We start from the raw sequence: 17132 nt of genomic DNA on the forward strand, positions 1-17132 counted from the left end.
CCCGTTCCCGCCCGCCTCACCCCCGTCGAGCGCCCCACCGAGAGCCGCCTGCCCCTGGTGACCCGCACCCTGCTGATCGTGGCCCCCGCCGTGCTGGCGGCAGCGGCGCTGCGTGCCCGCAGCCGCCGGTCGGCATCCTCAGCGGGCAACGGCGCCGGCTCGTCGCCCTTCGCCGGCTGATCAGGACGGCCCTGCGCGCACGGCCGACCACCCGCCCCGCTCGCTCCGCGTACCGCACCCTGACACCACACGGGAGACCGCACATGCCCGACTGGCTCGTCCCCCTCCTCGGTATCGTCACCGCCTGCGCGGTGGTGACTGCCCTCGTCGTGCTGCGCGGGCGGCGTGCCGTCGACGACGACCCGTCCGAGACCCCGGACGTGATCGAGTACATGACGATGATGATCGGCGTGGTCTACGCCATCGTGCTCGGTCTGGCCATCGCCGGTGTCTGGGAGGCCCGCAACGTCGCCGACGAGGCCGTCGGGAACGAGGCACAGGCACTGCACGAGGTGCACGAACGGGCACAGGCACTCCCCGCGGCCGAGCGCGACCGGATCAGGTCGGCGGTCGACGCCTACGTGCGCCACACCGTCCGCGAGGAGTGGCCGCACATGATCGAGCACGGCGAACTCACCGCCCGGGGCGAGGATCTGCTGGCCACCCTGCGCGAGGACGTACTCGGCCAGGAACCGCGCACCCCGCGCGAGGAACAGGCCTACGCGGCTCTGGCCGACCGGGTCGCCGCCGCCGACGCGGCCCGTACGGACCGGGCAGGAAGCGCGGAGCCCACCCTGCCGTGGGTGGTCTGGCTGGGACTGTTCGCGGGTGCGGTGGTCTCCGTGGGAATGCTCTTCACCCTGCAGATCCAGCGCTCGGGCAGGGAACTGCTGCTGGCGGTGCTCTTCACCGCGCTCATCGCCTTCCTCCTCTTCCTGGTCTGGCGTTTCGACTCGCCCTTCTCCCGGGGGCTCTCGGACCCGGTGGAGGCATTCACCGAGCTCTTCCCCCGGGCCGGCGGGGGCTGAAGGCCGCACGCCCGAACCCCTCGTGGGACCTTCGCGGGAGATGCCCGCCGCACGGCCGGCGGCAGCACAGCCGGCGGATGAGATGCTGACGGTCCCAGAGTCCGATCCTGAAGGGAGCACGGGTGTCCCTGCTCTTCCCCGCGCTGCACACCGCGTCCGAACGCACCGCCCTGCGCTTCGGCGACCGCGAGCTCAGCCACCGGCAACTCGCCGCAGCAGCGGGCGGGGTGGCCACCCGTCTGGGCGACGCGAACCGGGTCCTGGTCTGGGCGACCCCCACCCTGGAGACCGCCGTCGCGGTGGTGGCGGCGCTGACAGCCGGCGTTCCGGCAGTGCCGGTCAACCCACGCAGCGGCGAGCAGGAGCTCGCGCACATCGTCGCCGACAGCACCCCTTCGCTCGTACTCACCGAGCCGGACGCCGAACTTCCCGAGACACTGGCGGGTCTCCCCCGTGCCGACGTCGTCGTGGCCGGGGAGACCGACGTCTCCGGGTGGGCGCTCTCCCCCGAGCCGAACCCCGAATCCCCGGCCCTGATCGTCTACACCTCCGGCACCACCGGGCCGCCCAAGGGCGTCGTTCTCTCCCGCCGTGCGATCAGCAGCACTCTCGACGCGCTCCAGGATGCCTGGCAGTGGACCGAGGACGACGTCCTCGTGCACGGACTTCCGCTCTTCCATGTGCACGGCCTGATCCTGGGTGTCCTGGGCCCGTTGCGCCGCGGCGGCACCCTGCACCATCTGGGAAGGTTCTCCGCGCAGGGCGTGGCGCAGGCCCTGTCGGGCGGCGGGACCATGCTCTTCGGAGTGCCGACGATGTACCACCGGCTGGCCGAGGCGCTGGAGTCCGAGCCCGGGCTGGTCCCCGCGCTCACCGGAGCGAGGCTGCTGGTCTCGGGCTCTGCTCCGCTGCCGCTGACCGACCATCAGCGCATCGCGGCCGCGACGGGCCGGCACGTCATCGAGCGGTACGGGATGACCGAAACGCTGATGAACACCAGTGTGCGCGCGGACGGTGAGCCGCGTCCCGGGACCGTCGGTGTCCCGCTGCCGGACGTCGATCTGCGCCTCGTCGACGAGTCGGGGGCGCGCATCGGCACGGACGGCGGGGACCCGGACGTGGTGGGCGAGGTCCAGGTGCGCGGCCCGAATCTCTTCACCGAGTACCTCAACCGTCCCGACGCGACGACGGAGGCCTTCGACGGCGGGTGGTTCCGTACGGGCGACATGGCGACCCGGGACGCGGACGGCTATGTCCGGCTGGTGGGCCGCAAGGCGACCGACCTCATCAAGAGCGGCGGTTACAAGATCGGTGCGGGTGAGATCGAGAACGTGCTGCTGGAGCACCCCGGTGTCTCCGAGGCCGCTGTCACCGGCGCACCCGACCCGGACCTCGGCGAGCACGTCGTCGCCTGGATCGTGCCCGCCGACCCCACCCGGCCGCCGTCGGCGGAGCAGCTGGCCGACTTCGTGGCCGGACAGCTCTCGCCGTACAAGCGGCCCCGCGCGGTGCACTGTCTGAGCGCCATGCCGCGCAACGACATGGGAAAGATCCTCAAGCGGGATCTGAGCGTGCCCTGACCGCATCCCCTCCGTAGCGGCACTGCCGGCAACGCGGGTGAGGCGGTGGCGGCGGTGCGGACGTGCGGGCGGGTGCGGGCGGCGCCTTCGGCAATGTCACGAGCGGCGCCGGTGACGCCCCCTCAGGCGCCGCCGCCCTCTTCGCCGTCGGCCTCGTCCTCGGCGCCTCCCCGGGGCCCGAGACCGTGAGCGTCCAGCCAGCGCAGCGCATGCGGTGTCTGCGACGCGCCTCCGCCGCCGTGGTCGCCGAACTGCCAGACGACGACGTCCTTGTCCGGGTTGGCGTAGTGGTTGAACGCGGCGAATCCGGTGGACGGCGGGCAGACGGGGTCCATCAGCGCGACGCTGAAGAGCGCGGGGGCCGTGGCACGCCGGGCGAAGTGCAGGCCGTCGAAGTAGTTGAGGGTACCGAAGACCCTTCCGGGATCCCCCGGCGTGTGGACACCGAGATAGTGGGTGATCTCCGGGTACGGGCCCACCGAGGCGAGTTCGGCACCGCGCCGTATGTGGCTCAGGAACGGCAGGTCCACCAGCGCCGCCGCCACGTCCTGCCCGGCCAGGCCCGCCACGGCCAGCGCCGTGCCGCCTCCCTGGCTGTGGCCCGTGACGGTGATGCGGGCGGGGTCGACGGCCGGGTGGGCGCGGATCGCGTCCACGGCACGCACCCCGTCCGTGATCAGCCGCCGGTAGTAGTGGTGCGCGGGACCGTCGATGCCGCGGGTCATGAACCCGCCGACGTACTGCGGCCCGGGGGCGGGGTCCGGATCGGGGGTGTCGTGACCCTGCCCGCGGCTGTCGACGACGAGGTGGGCGTAGCCTGCGGCGCTCCACAGCAGATGCTCGGTGTGCAGTCCCCTTCCGCCGCTGTAGCCGATGTAGTTGACGACGGCGGGCAGCCGGCCCCGCGCGCCGCGGGGTGTCAGCAGCCAGGCGGCGACGGGCTGTCCGTCCCAGCCGGGGAAACGCACGTCGTGCACGTCGACGGTGCGCAGAGGGGAATCCGTCAGCTGCCGGAAGACGGCCGCGGGCGCGCGGCGTTCCGCTTCGCGTGCGGCGGCGAGGGTCTCGGACCAGAAGGCGTCGAAGTCCCCGGGCTCGGCCACCTCGGGCCGGTAGGCACGCAGGTCCTCCAGCGGCATGTCCGTCAGGGGCATGTCTCTCCCTCGTGCGGGTCGTACGCGTGACGCACTCGTGCGGGGGCTCGAAGCGTCGCGCGCGTCGTGCGGGTGCTGTTCACCGGGCCGGCCGGGCGCGGCGGGAGCCACAGCATCGCACGGCCCTCCGCCCCGCCCCGACGCCCGTCCGCCTGCCTGCCCGACTGCCCGACTGCCCGTCGCGACCCATGACCGACGCCCGGGAGTGGTATCCGTGCTCCATGGACTGGTTCGCGGCATCCGAATACTGGCTGAGCCGCCTCGTGCTGCAGCGCGCGCTGGCGGGCGTCTATCTGATCGCCTTCGTATCGGCTGCGCTGCAGTTCCGTGCCCTGATCGGGATGCGCGGCCTGACACCCGTACCGGCGTTCGTACGGCTGATGCCCTTCCGTGCCGCGCCCAGCCTCTTCCACTGGCGCTACTCCGACAGGCTCTTCGCGGGCTGCTGCTGGGCGGGGGCGGCACTGGCGGCGGCGGTGGCAGCCGGAGCGGCGGACGCGGTACCGCTGTGGGCGTCGATGCTGATGTGGGCGGCCCTGTGGCTGGTGTACCTCTCGATCGTCAACGTGGGACAGATCTGGTACGGCTTCGGCTGGGAGTCTCTGCTGCTGGAGGCGGGCTTTCTCGCGATCTTCCTCGGCAACGCGCAGACCGCTCCCCCGGTGCTGGTGCTGTGGCTGCTGCGCTGGCTGCTCTTCCGGGTGGAGTTCGGGGCCGGTCTGATCAAATGGCGCGGAGATCCCTGCTGGCGCGAACTGACGTGCCTGGAGTATCACCACGAGACGCAGCCGATGCCGGGGCCGCTGAGCTGGTTCTTCCACCGGCTGCCCAGGCCGCTGCACCGTGTGGAGACCGCCGCCAACCATGTCGCCCAACTCGTCGTCCCCTTCGGGCTCCTGCTGCCGCAGCCCGTCGCGACCATCGCGGCCGCGGTGGTGATCGTGACCCAGTTGTGGCTGGTGCTCTCGGGCAACTTCTCCTGGCTGAACTGGCTGACGATCGTCCTCGCCGTCGCCGCGGTGGACAGCTCAGCCGCCGGCGGGACACGCACGTACGCCCCCGCGCCGATGTGGTACGTGGTGCTGGTCTGCGCCGTCACGGCCCTGGTGGTGGTGCTCAGTTACTGGCCCGTGCGCAACATGGTCAGCCGTGGCCAGCAGATGAACGCCTCCTTCAACTCCCTGCATCTCGTCAACACCTACGGGGCGTTCGGCAGTGTGACCCGCGTGCGGCACGAGATCGTCGTCGAGGGCACGGACGAGGAGCGGCCCGGACGGGAGACGGTCTGGCGGGAGTACGGCTTCCGCGGCAAACCCGGCGATGTACGGCGGCTTCCCCGCCAGTTCGCCCCGTACCATCTTCGCCTGGACTGGCAGATGTGGTTCGCCGCGCTCTCCCCCGGCTACGCGGGCGGCTGGTTCGAACGGTTCGTCGCCCGTCTGCTGGAGGGCGACCGCGACACACTGCGGCTGCTGCGTCACAACCCCTTCCCGGACGCGCCGCCGGCCCACGTACGGGCGCTGCTGTACCGCTACCGCTTCACGACGTGGCAGGAGCGGCGGGAGACGGGCCAGTGGTGGCACCGCACGCTCGTACGGGAGTTCCTGCCGCCGGTACGGGCCGCCGGCGTCCGCGAGGCGGAACCGCCGGGCTGAGTGATGCCGCGGGGCTCGGGGACGGGCGGCACCCCCTGCGGACCGCACCCCGCGCAGGGTCCGGCGGAGATCTGACGTCTCCGTGACGTCTGGCCTGTGCAGCCGGGAGTCGGCTGGTCAGCGGCCTACCGTGAGCGTGTGACCACTTCCACCCGAGCCGCGGGCGGCACAGCCGGCGGCACCGACAGCCCTGAACGCCGAACCGGCCACCGCCACCTTCGCCCAAAAGGTGCGGGCGCTGCGGGCGGACGCGGCGCCGCCCGGCGCGGATCTCTCCTCGACCTGAGCGCCGTCGCGGTGGCCGCTGTGCTGTTCACCGCGGCCGTGGTGGCCGGCCGCTCCTACGACAACAGTCAGGAAACGCTCCGTCTGCGCTGGCCGCCGCTGTACGGGTACTGGATGCCGCACTGGGGGCCCGGCACTTTCGCCGCCGTGGCCGTGGCCGTCCTCGTCGTCGTCCACGGGCCGGCTCTCGCACGGGCGCTGCCCTGGCGCGGTCTGCTGCACGCCAGTTGGGCGGGTGCGATGGCCTGGAGCTGGTCGCTGGCGCTCATCGACGGCTGGCACCGCGGAGTTGCACGGCGGCTGAAGGCCAAGTACGAGTACCTGCAGTCCGTGGGCGAGGTCGACGACATCGGTGCGACGCTGCGCGAGTTCACCTCACGCATCCTCATGGACGCCCCGGACAACTGGCCCCCGCACGTCGCCGGTCATCCGCCCGCCGCGCTGCTGACGTTCGTCGGACTCGACCGGATCGGGCTGAGCGGCGGCGGATGGGCAGCCGCCTTCGTCATCACCGCCGGCTCGTCGGCCGTCGCCGCCGTGCTGGTGACCGTACGGACGCTGGCGACGGAGGAGACGGCCCGAAAGTGCGCCCCGTACCTGGTGCTCGCTCCCGCGGCGGTGTGGATGGGAGTGTCGGCGGACGGCTACTTCGCCGCGGTCAGCGCCTGGGCCCTGGCACTGCTGGCCCTGGCGGCGAGCCGGAAGGTGCGGTGGCCGAGAGCGGCCGCGCTGGGCTCCGGCGTGCTGTTCGGGCTGACGTGCTATCTGTCGTACGGGCTCGTCCTGACCGGGCTCCTTGCCGTGGGTGTGCTGGTCGCCGCCCGGACCGTGCGGCCGGTCCCGTACGTGGTGCTGGGTGCCCTCCCCTGGTTCGTGCTCTTCACCGTCGCCGGATTCTGGTGGTTCGAGGGGTACTTCACGCTCGTCGAGCGCTACTACCAGGGGGCGGCCAGAGTGCGGCCGTACGCCTACTTCGTGTGGGCCAACCTGGCGGCTCAGGCAGCCGTCACCGGCCCGGCCGTCGTCGCGGCGCTGCGCAGAGCCGGCGCCGCAGGCTTCCGTTCGGATCTCAGGAAGCGCAGCGGTGCACTGCTCGTACTCGTCGCGGCGGGGGTGTGCTGCGTGCTGGCTGCCGACCTGTCAGGGATGAGCAAAGGGGAGACGGAACGCATCTGGCTTCCCTTCACGCTGTGGCTGCTGCCCGCGACGGCGCTGCTGCCCCGCCGGTCGGCGCGCTGGTGGCTCGGCGCCCAGGCGGCCATCGCGCTGACCGTCAACCATCTCCTGTTCACGGGCTGGTGAGTGTGATGACGACGCCGAGAGTGGTTCCGCGGTTCAAAGGCCCGCTGCACGACCCCCGTACGGCGACGGTGACGGGCCGGCTGCTGGGGGCGGCCCTGGTGGTCTGCTTCGTGACCGGACTGATCAGTCACGTCCTCCAGGAGCCGCCCGGATGGCTGGCCACCCGTACGCCGCCGCGTCCGCTGTGGGGCTACCGGCTGACTCAGGGGCTGCACGTCGCCACCGGTATCGCGGCGATCCCGCTGCTTCTGGTGAAGCTGTGGGCGGTCTATCCGCGGCTGTTCGCATGGCCGCCGGTGCGCGGCGTGCGGCACGCGCTGGAGCGAATATCGGTGGCGGTCCTCGTGTCGAGTGTGCTGCTGGAGATCTTCATGGGGCTGCTCAACACCCTGCAGTGGTATCCGTGGCCGTTCTCGTTCCGGCAGGTGCACTGGGGGCTGGCCTGGGTGATGGCCGGTTCGCTGCTGCTGCACCTCGCGGTCAAAGCACCCCTCATAGCCGCCCACTGGCGCCGGGAGGCCCCGGCGACACTGCGGCTTCCTCCGCAGAGCGGCCCCGACCGCAGATCGCTGATGCTGGGGGCCGGGGCTGCGGCAGGCGCCCTCACTGTGGTCTCGGCCGGACAGACCTTCACACCGCTTCGCCCGCTGACTCTGCTCGCCCCCCGCCATGCCGACCATGGCTCTCAGGGGCTTCCGGTCAACAGAACCGCTGCTGCGGCAGGGCTGTCCACCGCACAGCTTCGCGAGTGGCGGCTATCCGTGGAGGGACCACGCCCCTACACGCTCACCCTCGCCGGCCTGCATGAACTGCCGCAGCACGAGGCGGAGCTGCCGATCGCCTGCGTGGAGGGCTGGAGCAAGTCGGCCCGCTGGAGGGGGGTGCGACTGAGCGACCTGCTGGACCGTGCGGGGATACCGCCGGGCACCTCGCTGCGTGTGGTCTCCATGCAGCGAGGCGGCGCCTTCGCCGTGACGGAGATGGGGCCGCAGTACGCACGGGATCCGCTCACCCTGCTGGCGCTCGGCCTCAACGGCGAGGTGCTCAACCTCGACCACGGCTACCCGGCGCGCGTCATGGCGCCCGGCCGTCCGGGGGTGCTGCAGACGAAATGGGTGCGACGGATCGAGGTGCTGCGATGACGGCTGTGCGCGCGGTACTCGGGGCGACGGGGGTTGTGCTGCTGACCGTGGGCCTCGGGCTGCTGTTCTTCGACACGCGTCAGGGGACGGTGCCGCAGCTGCTGCTGTGGCTCGCCGGGAGCGTCGCGCTGCACGACTTCCTGCTGGTGCCGCTGGTGCTGCTGACCGGGGCGGCACTGCGGCGGGCCCCCGCCCGGACAGTGTGGCGGGGGGCTCTGCTGACGGGGGGCTGCCTCACCCTTCTGGCGTTGCCGCTCGTGCTGCGCGCCGGCTCGGGCGGCAATCCGTCCGTGCTGCCGCTCGACTACGGGTTGAACTGGGGAGTGACTCTGGCAGGGACGGTCATCGGGGCAGTCTGTGTGCTGCTGGTGCGAACGGTGCGCAGCGCGCGGACGGGCCGCAGGCACAGGAACGGCCGCTCGTAGCACTGCCACTCCTCCGCGACCCTCCATCCCGTGTTCTCCGAGCGCCGGCGCAGCGCCTCACGGCCCAGCCTCGCCCACAGAAAGGCCGGGCCGTGCCCTCCTGTTCCGTCGTCCAGACGGACCTCTATCCGTTCCTCCACCTCGGCGGCCGCCGCCTCGACGAACAACAGTCCGTCCGGAGCGATGAGTTCACGTGCACGGGCGAGCAGCGCGGACGGATCGCCGCCGATACCGATGTTGCCGTCCAGCAGCAGGGCGCTCTGCCAGCGGCCTTCACCCGGAAGAGGCTCGAAGACCGAGCGCTGCAGGGCCGCTCCGCCCGCCTGACGGGTACGGACAATGGCCGCCGGTGAGGTGTCGACGCCCAGCACCGGCACGCCGAGCCCGGACAGCGCGGTCACCAGCCTGCCCGGACCGCAGCCGATGTCGAGCACGGCGCCCGTACAGCGCCGCAGGACACTCATGTCCGCCGCGTCGGCACCCGCACACCACCGCTCGACCTCCAGCGGCAGGAGCCAGCCGTCGGACCGTCGCAGGAACAGCGGGCCGCGTCCCGCCCGCAGCGCGTCGGCATAGGGGTCCTGGTCCGCGCACCAGGGGGGCGCCGGTGCGCTCACCGCGCCACCGCCCGGTACAGGTCCGCGTGGGCCTGGGCGAAGCGCCCCGCTGAGAGAGCCGCGATCTCGGCGGCATCGGAAGCGGTGTCCACATCGCGCAGCACGGGCAGATCCCGTACGGCAAGGCCCGCTTCCACGAGCCGCTGCCGCTGCCTCTGGCCCGTACGGTCGGTGGACATCGGCACCCCGCGGACCAGAGAGGGCCGCGGCCGGGCCATCCCGAGCGCCCAGAAGCCGCCGTCCGCCGCCGGGCCGAACCACGCGTCGCAGTCGTCCCAGGCTTGAGCGCGGGTGGCGGGGGCCAGCAGTCCGCTGGTGATCTGCGGGGTGTCCATGCCGATCAGCAGTGCGGGGCCGTCGCACAGTGCGAAGGCGGCGGCGATACGTTCGTCCAGGCCGCCCTGGCACTGGGGTACCACCTCGAACCCGTCGGGCAGCCAGGGTCCGGGGCTCCCGGCGAGCACCAGCACGCGCCTGCGCGCGGGCAGTCCGGCGACGGTCTCCAGGGTGTCTCTGAGCGCCGCTTCGGCGAGCCGGGCCGCCTCCTCCGGCCGGAAGGGCGGTGTCAGACGCGTCTTGACCCGGCCGGGAACAGGCTCCTTGGCGATCACGAGTACGGTCGTGGAGGAGGGCCGCGCGTCACGCGCCCCCGGCGGACGGGTCACCGAAGCACCGCCTGCATGTCCCGCACCGCGTGCCAGGTGCCGCGCCAGGTGCCCGTCACCTTCGACTTTCCCGACCGGGGCCGGTACTCGACCTCCGTCTCGGTGATCCGCCAGCCCTTGTCGGCGGCACGCACCACCATCTGCAGGGGATATCCGCTGCGGCGGTCCGTCAGGTCCAGCTCCACCAGTGCGCTGCGGCGTGCCGCCCGCAGCGGCCCGAGGTCGTGCAGCCGCACGCCCGTACGGCGACGCACCATCCGGGAGAGAGCGTGGTTGCCGACCCGGGCATGCAGCGGCCAGGCCCCGCGCGCGGTCGGGCGCCGCCGCGCCAGTACGAGATCGGCCTGTCCTGTGCGCACCGGTGTGGAGACACGCGGCAGCGCGCCGGGGTCGAGGGTGGCGTCGCAGTCGCAGAAGGCGACGAACTCGGCCTCGGCCGCGAGCAGTCCGGCATGGCACGCGGCCCCGAACCCACGGCGCTCCTCGTGCACCACTGTGGCGCCGTGCGCCCGTGCGATCTCGGCGGAGCCGTCGCTCGAACCGTTGTCCACGACGATCGCCCGCCAGCCGGAAGGGACACGCTCCAGCACCCAGGGCAACGCCTCGGCCTCATTGAGGCAGGGGAGCACGAGGTCCCCCTGCCAGGACTGGGAGTTGGTCATCTGCCTCACCCTACGAACACAGAACGGACATAGGGGACCGACGCACCTTACGGAAGACTGACATCCGATCCCCCGCGACGTCACGACCCCGCCGGGGCGCCACGCCGGGTGCCAGACTCCTCCGTATGCGAACGCAGCCCACGCCACCGCCCCGCCGCGTCCTCGTCGTCGACGACGATCCGACCGTGACCGAAGTGGTGGCCGGCTACCTCGACCGGTCAGGCTTCGTCGTCGACCGCGCCGCCGACGGCATGGACGCACTCGCCCACGCCCGGAACACGCCCCCCGACCTCGTCGTGCTCGACCTGATGCTGCCCGGCCTGGACGGCCTCCAGGTGTGCAGGCAGCTGCGGGAGGAGCGCCCCGTACCGGTGGTGATGCTCACGGCACGCGGCGACGAGGAGGACCGCATCCTCGGGCTCGAGGTCGGTGCCGACGACTACGTCACCAAGCCGTTCAGCCCCCGTGAACTGGTCCTGCGCGTGGAGTCAGTCCTCCGGCGTGCCGGTGCTCCGCCGCCAGGGGGTCCGCTGCTGCGCGGCGGCGGCATCTCGCTCGACCCCGCCGCCCGTACGGTCCGCGACGCACGCGGCTCCCTCTCACTGACGCTGCGCGAGTTCGACCTGCTGGCACACTTCCTGCGCCATCCGGGCCGCGCGTTCAGCCGCGAGCAACTGATGGCCGACGTGTGGGGCTGGGACTTCGGCGACCTGTCGACGGTGACCGTGCACATACGGCGGCTGCGGCACAAGGTCGAGACCGACCCCGCACATCCCCGGCTGATCACCACGGTCTGGGGTGTCGGCTACCGCTTCGACGACAGTGCCGGAGGCCGAGGTGCGTGATCTGCTCTTCATCGCGCTCTACGCGGCGCTGGGCGCGGCGGCCGTGGGGCTGGCCGGCCTGCTGGCGCTGCGCGCGCTGCGGCGGCGCTCGGTGGCCGCCTCTCTCGCCGTGCTGACCGCGGTGGCGGTCGGCTCGATGATGGCCGGAACGCTGTCCGTGAGCTGGGCGATGCTGCTGAACAAGCACGACCTGGGCGTGGTGACGACGGTGTGCGCGGTGGCCGGCGTCACCGCGACTGTCACCGCCCTGCTGCTCGGACGGTGGGTGATCGGCGGACACCGCGCCCTCGAGCAGGCGGCACGGGCTCTCGGTGACGCGGAGGACCCAGGAGACGAGGGCGGCAACGCTCCCGTGGCCCACATCGACAGCGCTTCCGCCACCCACGGACGTCACGCGAGCCGGCGCGGGCACCGGGGCGACGGTGAGGCCCGTAACGGGAGCGGCGGCTTCCAGGAGCCCACCACGCCCATGCCCGCCGAACTGGCGTCCCTGTCCCGTCAACTGGCCGACACCAGCGCGAGACTCGCCGCCTCACGCGGGCGCGAGCGGGCGCTGGAGGCGTCGCGGCGTGAACTCGTGGCTTGGATCTCGCACGATCTGCGCTCGCCCCTGGCCGGACTGCGCGCCATGGCCGAAGCGCTGGAGGACGGCATCGCCGAGGACCCCGGGCGCTACCACCGCCAGATACGGGGCGAAGTGGAACGACTGACCGGCATGGTCGGAGACCTGTTCGAACTCTCCCGCATCCAGGCCGGTTCGCTCACCCTGACCCCCACCCGCATGTCGGCCTACGACCTCGTCAGCGACGCCATCGCGGGAGCCGACGCCCTCGCCCTGGAGCGGGGGGTACGGCTCGCCGACGAAGGCGTGCAACGGGTGCCGGTGGAGGTGGACGGGAAAGAGATGACCCGCGTCCTGGCCAACCTCCTCGTCAACGCCATACACCGCACCCCCGCCGACGGCACGGTCGCGGTCAGCGCACGGCAGGAGGAGGGCAGGGTGGTGCTGTCGGTCACCGACGGGTGCGGAGGCATCCCCGCCGACGACCTGCCGAGGGTCTTCGACACCGGGTGGCGCGGCACCGACGCCCGTACCCCGCCCGGCGGCGCCGGGCTCGGGCTGGCGATCGTACGCGGCATCGTCGAGGCACATCAGGGCCGGGCAGCCGTGCGCAACGTTCCGGGCGGCTGCCGCTTCGAGGTCACCCTCCCCGGAGCGCACTGAGCGGAACGGGCGCGTTCGGAGCGTTCGGAGCGTTCGGCGTGCTCGGCGGCGATCGGAATGCTCGGAGTGCTCGGCGGCGATCGGAATGCTCGGAGTGCTCGGCTGTTCAGCGCCTGTCCATGGCAGTGCCCCCGGCACCGGCGAGGTCCTCCTTGGCGAACCGTGCCATCCCTTCGGCGAACTCCACACGCGCGCGCCATCCCAGCTCGCGGTGGATTCGCTCGGAGGAGGCAGTGATGTGTCGGACGTCGCCGAGGCGGTACTCGCCCGTCACCACGGGCTTGGGCCCGCCGAAGGCGTCCGCCAGTTCATGGGCCATCTCGCCGACGGTGTGCGGTACTCCGCTGCCGGTGTTGTACGCGCGCAGCTCCCCCGGCGGCCGTTGGGCCAGGGCCTCCAGCGCGACGAGGTTCGCATCCGCCACGTCGTCGACGTGGACGAAGTCGCGCCTCTGCGCCCCGTCCTCGAAGACACGGGGTGCTTCGCCGCGCTCGAGCGCGGAGCGGAAGAAGGAAGCCACGCCGGCGTAGGGGGTGTCCCGCGGCATCCCGTCACCGTAGACGTTGTGGTAGCGCAGGCTGATCACTCTGCCCCCCGTCGCGCGCGCCCAGCACGCCGCCAGATGCTCCTGGGCGAGTTTGGTCGTGGCATAGACGTTCCGCGGGTCGGCGGGCGCCTCCTCGCCCACGAGTCCGGGATCGAGCGCGGCGCCGCAGCGCGGACAGGGCGGTTCGAAACGGCCGTTGTCCAGATCGCGCACGGCCCTGGGGCCAGGCTGCACGTGGCCGTGGAGCGGGCAGTCGTAGCGCCCTTCCCCGTAGACCACCATCGAACCGGCCAGGGCCAGTTCGCCCACGCCTGCCTCGGCCATCTGTTCCAGCAGCACCGCGGTGCCCAGATCGTTGCTTCCGACGTACCCGGACGCGTCCGCGAAACCCTTGCCCAGACCGACCATCGCCGCCTGGTGGCAGACGGCGCCGACGCCTCTGAGGGCACGCGCGACGGTCTCCGGGTCCCGTACGTCGCCGTTGATGCCGTGCTCCCCCGGCGCCGCGTCGAGGACGACGGGATCGTGCCCGGCAGCCTCGAGAACGGAAACGATGTGAGAGCCGATGAATCCCGCTCCGCCTGTGACCAGTACACGCATGGGGCCACGCTACGGCCGCAGAGCGGGTGGAGGGACGCTCCGCCATGGCGTGTCAGCGTTCCGTAAGGTCTGGTCAGGCCGCCGCCCTCGTCCCGCTCACCCTCTCAGCCCGCTGGAACGCATCCCTCCTCTCACCCCGAGGCCACCGAACTCACCCGGAACTACGCGGCACTTGCCCTGCTCGGCCCCCGCGAGGACCCGCCGGCGAGAACGAAGAACCTCTGCCCTTCTCGTAGACGGTCAGGCCAGGAGAGAGCCGCAACGGCACGAGCACGAGCTCCACCGCCACTGCCTTCCACGCGTACCAGAGGTTCACGATCTTGGCGGGGTAGACGCAGGGGATGTTGAACAGCACGCGCCTCAGCGGGATTCTGCGTCTGCGTGCCGCATAGACCAGCGGCGGCAGGGTGAAGAGCAGTTCCGCGCCGAACCACCACACAGCGGTGACCCCCGCAGGGCGGTCCAGGCCCAGCACGAGTACGAACGGCAGGCTCCACCACAGCGGTGCCGTGAGGATCTCCAGCATCGCCAGCAGAACCCAGACCGCGAGCATCGGTTTCCTGCGGAGCAACTGCCCGGTGTGCAGCCGCACGTTCTGGCAGAACCCGGCCATCCACCGCCACACCTGTTTGCGCAGATACAGCAGGGTCTCCGGGTCCGCGGCCCATGCGACCGCGTCCGCGACATAGCGCGCTCGCAGGCCCGCGATCTGCTGAGACCACGTGAAGTCCATGTCCTCCACGATCGTCCGCTCGGGGAACCCGCCGAAGTCCGACAGCACGCTCCTGCGGAAGACCGAGCAGCAGCCCGAGCAGACCATCGGGCTGTTGGCACGCTGCTGGATCGGCCGGTGCCAGTGGAAGCCGAAGAGATACTCCACCGACCGGCCGCGCTCCCACACCGTCCGGGCGAAGCGCGTCTGCACGTTGCCCGCGGCGACGGCCACTCGCTGATCGTCGAAGACGGGAGCGATCTGCTCGATGTAGTCCCGTGCCAGAACGGTGTCCGCGTCGACCGCCAGCACGAGTTCCGAGGTGCAGTGCGGCAGCGCGTAGTTCTGCGCACGGGCCTTGCTGCCCAGGTTCCTCGGCGGCCGCAGCACCTGCACGCCGTAACGGCGCGCCACCTCACCCGTACCGTCCCGTGAGGCGTCGTCGACGACGATGACCTTCTCCGGCGGGACCGTCTGCCCGAGCACCGACTCCAGGGTGGCGGGCAGACCTTCCTCCTCGTCGTGCGCGGGGACGATCACCGTGACACCGCTGTGCATGCCCTCGCCCCCTTCTTCGCCCCCGGCGCTGCCGCCTGGCCTCTCCCCTGCCACGGACGGCACCGGCGCAGCGCCTCGCGCGCAATGACGACGGCTCCCACCACCCCGTACACGAGCACACTGAGCCCGATGACGGGCAGTCCCCCGTGCATGGGCCACCTCCCCCTCGCATCCCGCCCGGCGGCTCTCGCCGGGCATGCTGCAGAAGGTAGCCCGCGACCGTCACGGAAGGTATCGACCCGCTACTTTCTGTGGACAGGGAGGTCGGTGTGGATACGGCAGTCACCCTTCAGGGCGCTTCTCCGTTCCGGAGTCATCCCCCGGCCCTCCAGTGGAAGCAGGCGAGTGTGCCAGCTCCGGCGAAGCCGATTCCAGCGGCACCGACCAGGACCGCACCAGCCCCAACTGCACGGCCTGCCTCGGCAGCACCGCGTCCAGCAGCCAGTCCGTGGCCACCCGAACCCGGTTCCCCGGCATCGCCGCCAGGTGATACGCACGCATCACCGCGTTGGCCACCGGCCCGGACAACGGCACCCCCAGCGGGTCCGCCGCCGCCTGGAGGCCGCCGAGATCCACGGTGAAGCCGAGATCGTGGTGCTTGTACGGGCGCCGCTCACCCTCACCGAGCGAGGCGGCGACGTTGTGCGCCACGCTCTTCCCCTGCCGCACAGCATGCTGGGCAGTCATCGGCGTGCACTCTCCCGGACGCGTGAGGTCCGGCACCGCGGCGGCGTCCCCGCACGCGAACACCTCGGGATGGTCCGGCACCTGGAGATACTCGTCGACCACCAGACGGCCCTTGCGGGAGGGCAGCCCGACATCCTCCACCAGCGGGTCGGGACGCACGCCCACACACCAGATCAGTGACCGCGTACGGATGAACTCACCGTCGTCCAGGAGCACTCCTTCCCCGGTTGCCTCCTTGACGGACATGCCTGTTCGCACGTCGACGCCCCGTTTGGCCAGCACCCGGTGGGCCGTCCTGGACAGTCGCTCGTCCAGCTCCGGCAGCACTCGCGGTGCGATGTCCAGCAGCAGCCAGCGGGGCAGCCGGCCGCCGCTCAGGCCGTTGCCGGTCCTGCGGTGCTGCCGCACGAGCGAGTCGGTGAACAGCTTTCCGTGTGCAGCCACTTCCGTGCCGGTGTAGCCGGCGCCGACCACCACGAACGTGCAGCGCGCGTCGATCTCGGCGGGGTCCTCGCTCGCGGCGGCCATGGCGACCTGGCGCGTCATGTGATCACGCAGGTACAGCGCCTCCGGCATGCCGCGGAAGCCGTGCGCATGCTCGGCGACTCCCGGGATGGGCAGCAGCTTGTTCACACTGCCGACGGTCAGCACGAGCCGGTCGTAGGGCAATTCGCCGCCACGGCCCTCGGGATCCACGTACGTGATCTTCTTCGACGCGAGATCGAGACCGTCGACCTCACCGAGCACCAGCCGCACACCGGGCAGCGTCCCCGCGAGCGACACCGACACCCGCCTGGGCTCAAGGACGCCGGCGGCCACCTCGGGCAGCAGGGGCAGATACAGAAAGTAGTCGTTCGGATTCACCAAGACGACGTCTGCCACACCACGGTGCTTGCGGGACAGTGTCCGGGCTGCCTGGTAGCCGGCGAATCCGGCTCCGACGATGACAATGCGGGACCGGCTCACGGTCGGGTCTCCAGACCTCGGGAACCATCGCGACCCTGCCCGCGGTTCCCGCAGCCTCCCGTCTGAAACCCCCCGCCCCGGCCCTGGGCGCCGACCACGCGTGACGCACTTGAACAGCCCGGAAGGGGTGCGCGAGCACCGCCGGACGTCATGTATTGTTCTTTGTGCGCGAGCGGCGAGGGGTTCCACCCCGAGCCACCGGGCACCGGGACGTGGCGCAGTTTGGTAGCGCACTTGACTGGGGGTCAAGGGGTCGTGGGTTCAAATCCCGCCGTCCCGACGCTGTGATGTCTCAGGACATCGGAAACTCCCGAACCCACGGTTGTGGGTTCGGGAGTTTTGTCATGTGCCGCTGCTGTGGGTGCTCGGCGGGTGGGCTGGTGGTCGCGGCTGGGGTTGATGGTCAGTCGCCAGGCGGAAGGTGACGGCGCCCGGTAGTGTCGATGCGGTGGGGGCACTCAGGCACGCACTGCAGAG

General features: G+C 71.6%; 15 protein-coding genes and 1 tRNA gene. 9 read left to right on the forward strand and 7 right to left on the reverse strand.

Annotated features, from left to right (window positions below):
• Positions 1-57 precede the first annotated feature (57 nt).
• From H343_RS35965 to H343_RS0117405, 3 genes are all read left to right on the forward strand, one after another.
• Complete coding sequence (locus H343_RS35965; protein ID WP_486586933.1) at positions 58-180, forward strand: hypothetical protein; 123 nt, start codon at positions 58-60, stop codon at positions 178-180.
• An 83-nt stretch (positions 181-263) separates the two neighbouring features.
• Positions 264-1028 carry a bestrophin-like domain gene (locus H343_RS0117400; RefSeq protein WP_028432205.1) on the forward strand — a complete coding sequence of 255 codons (765 nt, stop codon included), beginning with the start codon at positions 264-266 and terminating at the stop codon, positions 1026-1028.
• A 122-nt stretch (positions 1029-1150) separates the two neighbouring features.
• Positions 1151-2608: an acyl-CoA synthetase gene (locus H343_RS0117405; RefSeq protein ID WP_028432206.1), complete on the forward strand. Its 1458-nt coding sequence runs from the start codon at positions 1151-1153 to the stop codon at positions 2606-2608.
• Between the two features lie 122 nt (positions 2609-2730).
• Here H343_RS0117405 and H343_RS0117410 read toward each other — a convergent pair whose 3' ends face one another.
• On the reverse strand, positions 2731-3762 hold the full coding sequence (locus tag H343_RS0117410; RefSeq protein WP_028432207.1) for an acetylxylan esterase: 1032 nt from the start codon (positions 3760-3762) through the stop codon (positions 2731-2733).
• 221 nt (positions 3763-3983) lie between these two features.
• On the opposite strand from H343_RS0117410, the gene H343_RS31180 reads away from it, so the two are divergent.
• The 3 genes from H343_RS31180 to H343_RS0117425 all read left to right on the forward strand — a co-directional run bounded on the left by H343_RS31180 (position 3984) and on the right by H343_RS0117425 (position 8146).
• Positions 3984-5417 carry a lipase maturation factor family protein gene (locus H343_RS31180; protein ID WP_037904060.1) on the forward strand — a complete coding sequence of 478 codons (1434 nt, stop codon included), beginning with the start codon at positions 3984-3986 and terminating at the stop codon, positions 5415-5417.
• A gap of 138 nt (positions 5418-5555) precedes the next feature.
• On the forward strand, positions 5556-7004 hold the full coding sequence (locus tag H343_RS31185; protein WP_078505810.1) for a hypothetical protein: 1449 nt from the start codon (positions 5556-5558) through the stop codon (positions 7002-7004).
• Positions 7005-7009: 5 nt separating this feature from the next.
• The gene (locus tag H343_RS0117425) at positions 7010-8146 is read left to right on the forward strand and encodes a molybdopterin-dependent oxidoreductase (protein ID WP_028432208.1); all 1137 of its coding nucleotides are present in this window, start codon (positions 7010-7012) and stop codon (positions 8144-8146) included.
• A gap of 304 nt (positions 8147-8450) precedes the next feature.
• On the opposite strand, the gene H343_RS31190 is transcribed toward H343_RS0117425, so the two are convergent.
• Genes H343_RS31190 through H343_RS31195 form a run of 3 tightly spaced genes read right to left on the reverse strand, consistent with a single transcriptional unit; the run spans position 8451 to position 10515 of the window.
• On the reverse strand, positions 8451-9188 hold the full coding sequence (locus H343_RS31190) for a methyltransferase domain-containing protein (protein WP_078505782.1): 738 nt from the start codon (positions 9186-9188) through the stop codon (positions 8451-8453).
• The gene (locus H343_RS0117440; RefSeq protein WP_051265426.1) at positions 9185-9853 is read right to left on the reverse strand and encodes a DUF2064 domain-containing protein; all 669 of its coding nucleotides are present in this window, start codon (positions 9851-9853) and stop codon (positions 9185-9187) included. The genes H343_RS31190 and H343_RS0117440 overlap by 4 nt, the downstream gene beginning before the upstream one ends.
• Positions 9850-10515 (reverse strand): glycosyltransferase family 2 protein, encoded by a 666-nt coding sequence (locus H343_RS31195; RefSeq protein WP_051265428.1) that lies wholly within the window; start codon positions 10513-10515, stop codon positions 9850-9852. Before H343_RS31195 ends, H343_RS0117440 begins: the two co-directional genes overlap by 4 nt.
• Before the next feature lie 125 nt (positions 10516-10640).
• On the opposite strand from H343_RS31195, the gene H343_RS31200 reads away from it, so the two are divergent.
• Both H343_RS31200 and H343_RS0117455 read left to right on the forward strand, forming a co-directional pair.
• On the forward strand, positions 10641-11360 hold the full coding sequence (locus H343_RS31200; protein ID WP_037904062.1) for a response regulator transcription factor: 720 nt from the start codon (positions 10641-10643) through the stop codon (positions 11358-11360).
• Positions 11353-12585 carry a sensor histidine kinase gene (locus tag H343_RS0117455; RefSeq protein ID WP_028432211.1) on the forward strand — a complete coding sequence of 411 codons (1233 nt, stop codon included), beginning with the start codon at positions 11353-11355 and terminating at the stop codon, positions 12583-12585. Before H343_RS31200 ends, H343_RS0117455 begins: the two co-directional genes overlap by 8 nt.
• Before the next feature lie 106 nt (positions 12586-12691).
• On the opposite strand, the gene H343_RS0117460 is transcribed toward H343_RS0117455, so the two are convergent.
• From H343_RS0117460 to H343_RS31205, 3 genes are all read right to left on the reverse strand, one after another.
• Entirely contained in the window at positions 12692-13732 is a 1041-nt protein-coding gene (locus H343_RS0117460) for an NAD-dependent epimerase/dehydratase family protein (RefSeq protein ID WP_028432212.1), read from the reverse strand.
• Between the two features lie 151 nt (positions 13733-13883).
• The gene (locus tag H343_RS0117465; RefSeq protein ID WP_028432213.1) at positions 13884-15002 is read right to left on the reverse strand and encodes a glycosyltransferase family 2 protein; all 1119 of its coding nucleotides are present in this window, start codon (positions 15000-15002) and stop codon (positions 13884-13886) included.
• A gap of 282 nt (positions 15003-15284) precedes the next feature.
• Positions 15285-16655: an NAD(P)/FAD-dependent oxidoreductase gene (locus H343_RS31205; RefSeq protein ID WP_037904064.1), complete on the reverse strand. Its 1371-nt coding sequence runs from the start codon at positions 16653-16655 to the stop codon at positions 15285-15287.
• Positions 16656-16861: 206 nt separating this feature from the next.
• Here H343_RS31205 and H343_RS0117475 point away from each other — a divergent pair.
• Positions 16862-16935, forward strand: a tRNA-Pro gene (locus tag H343_RS0117475).
• Positions 16936-17132: the final 197 nt, after the last annotated feature.

The organism is Streptomyces sp. TAA204 (genome assembly GCF_000424965.1).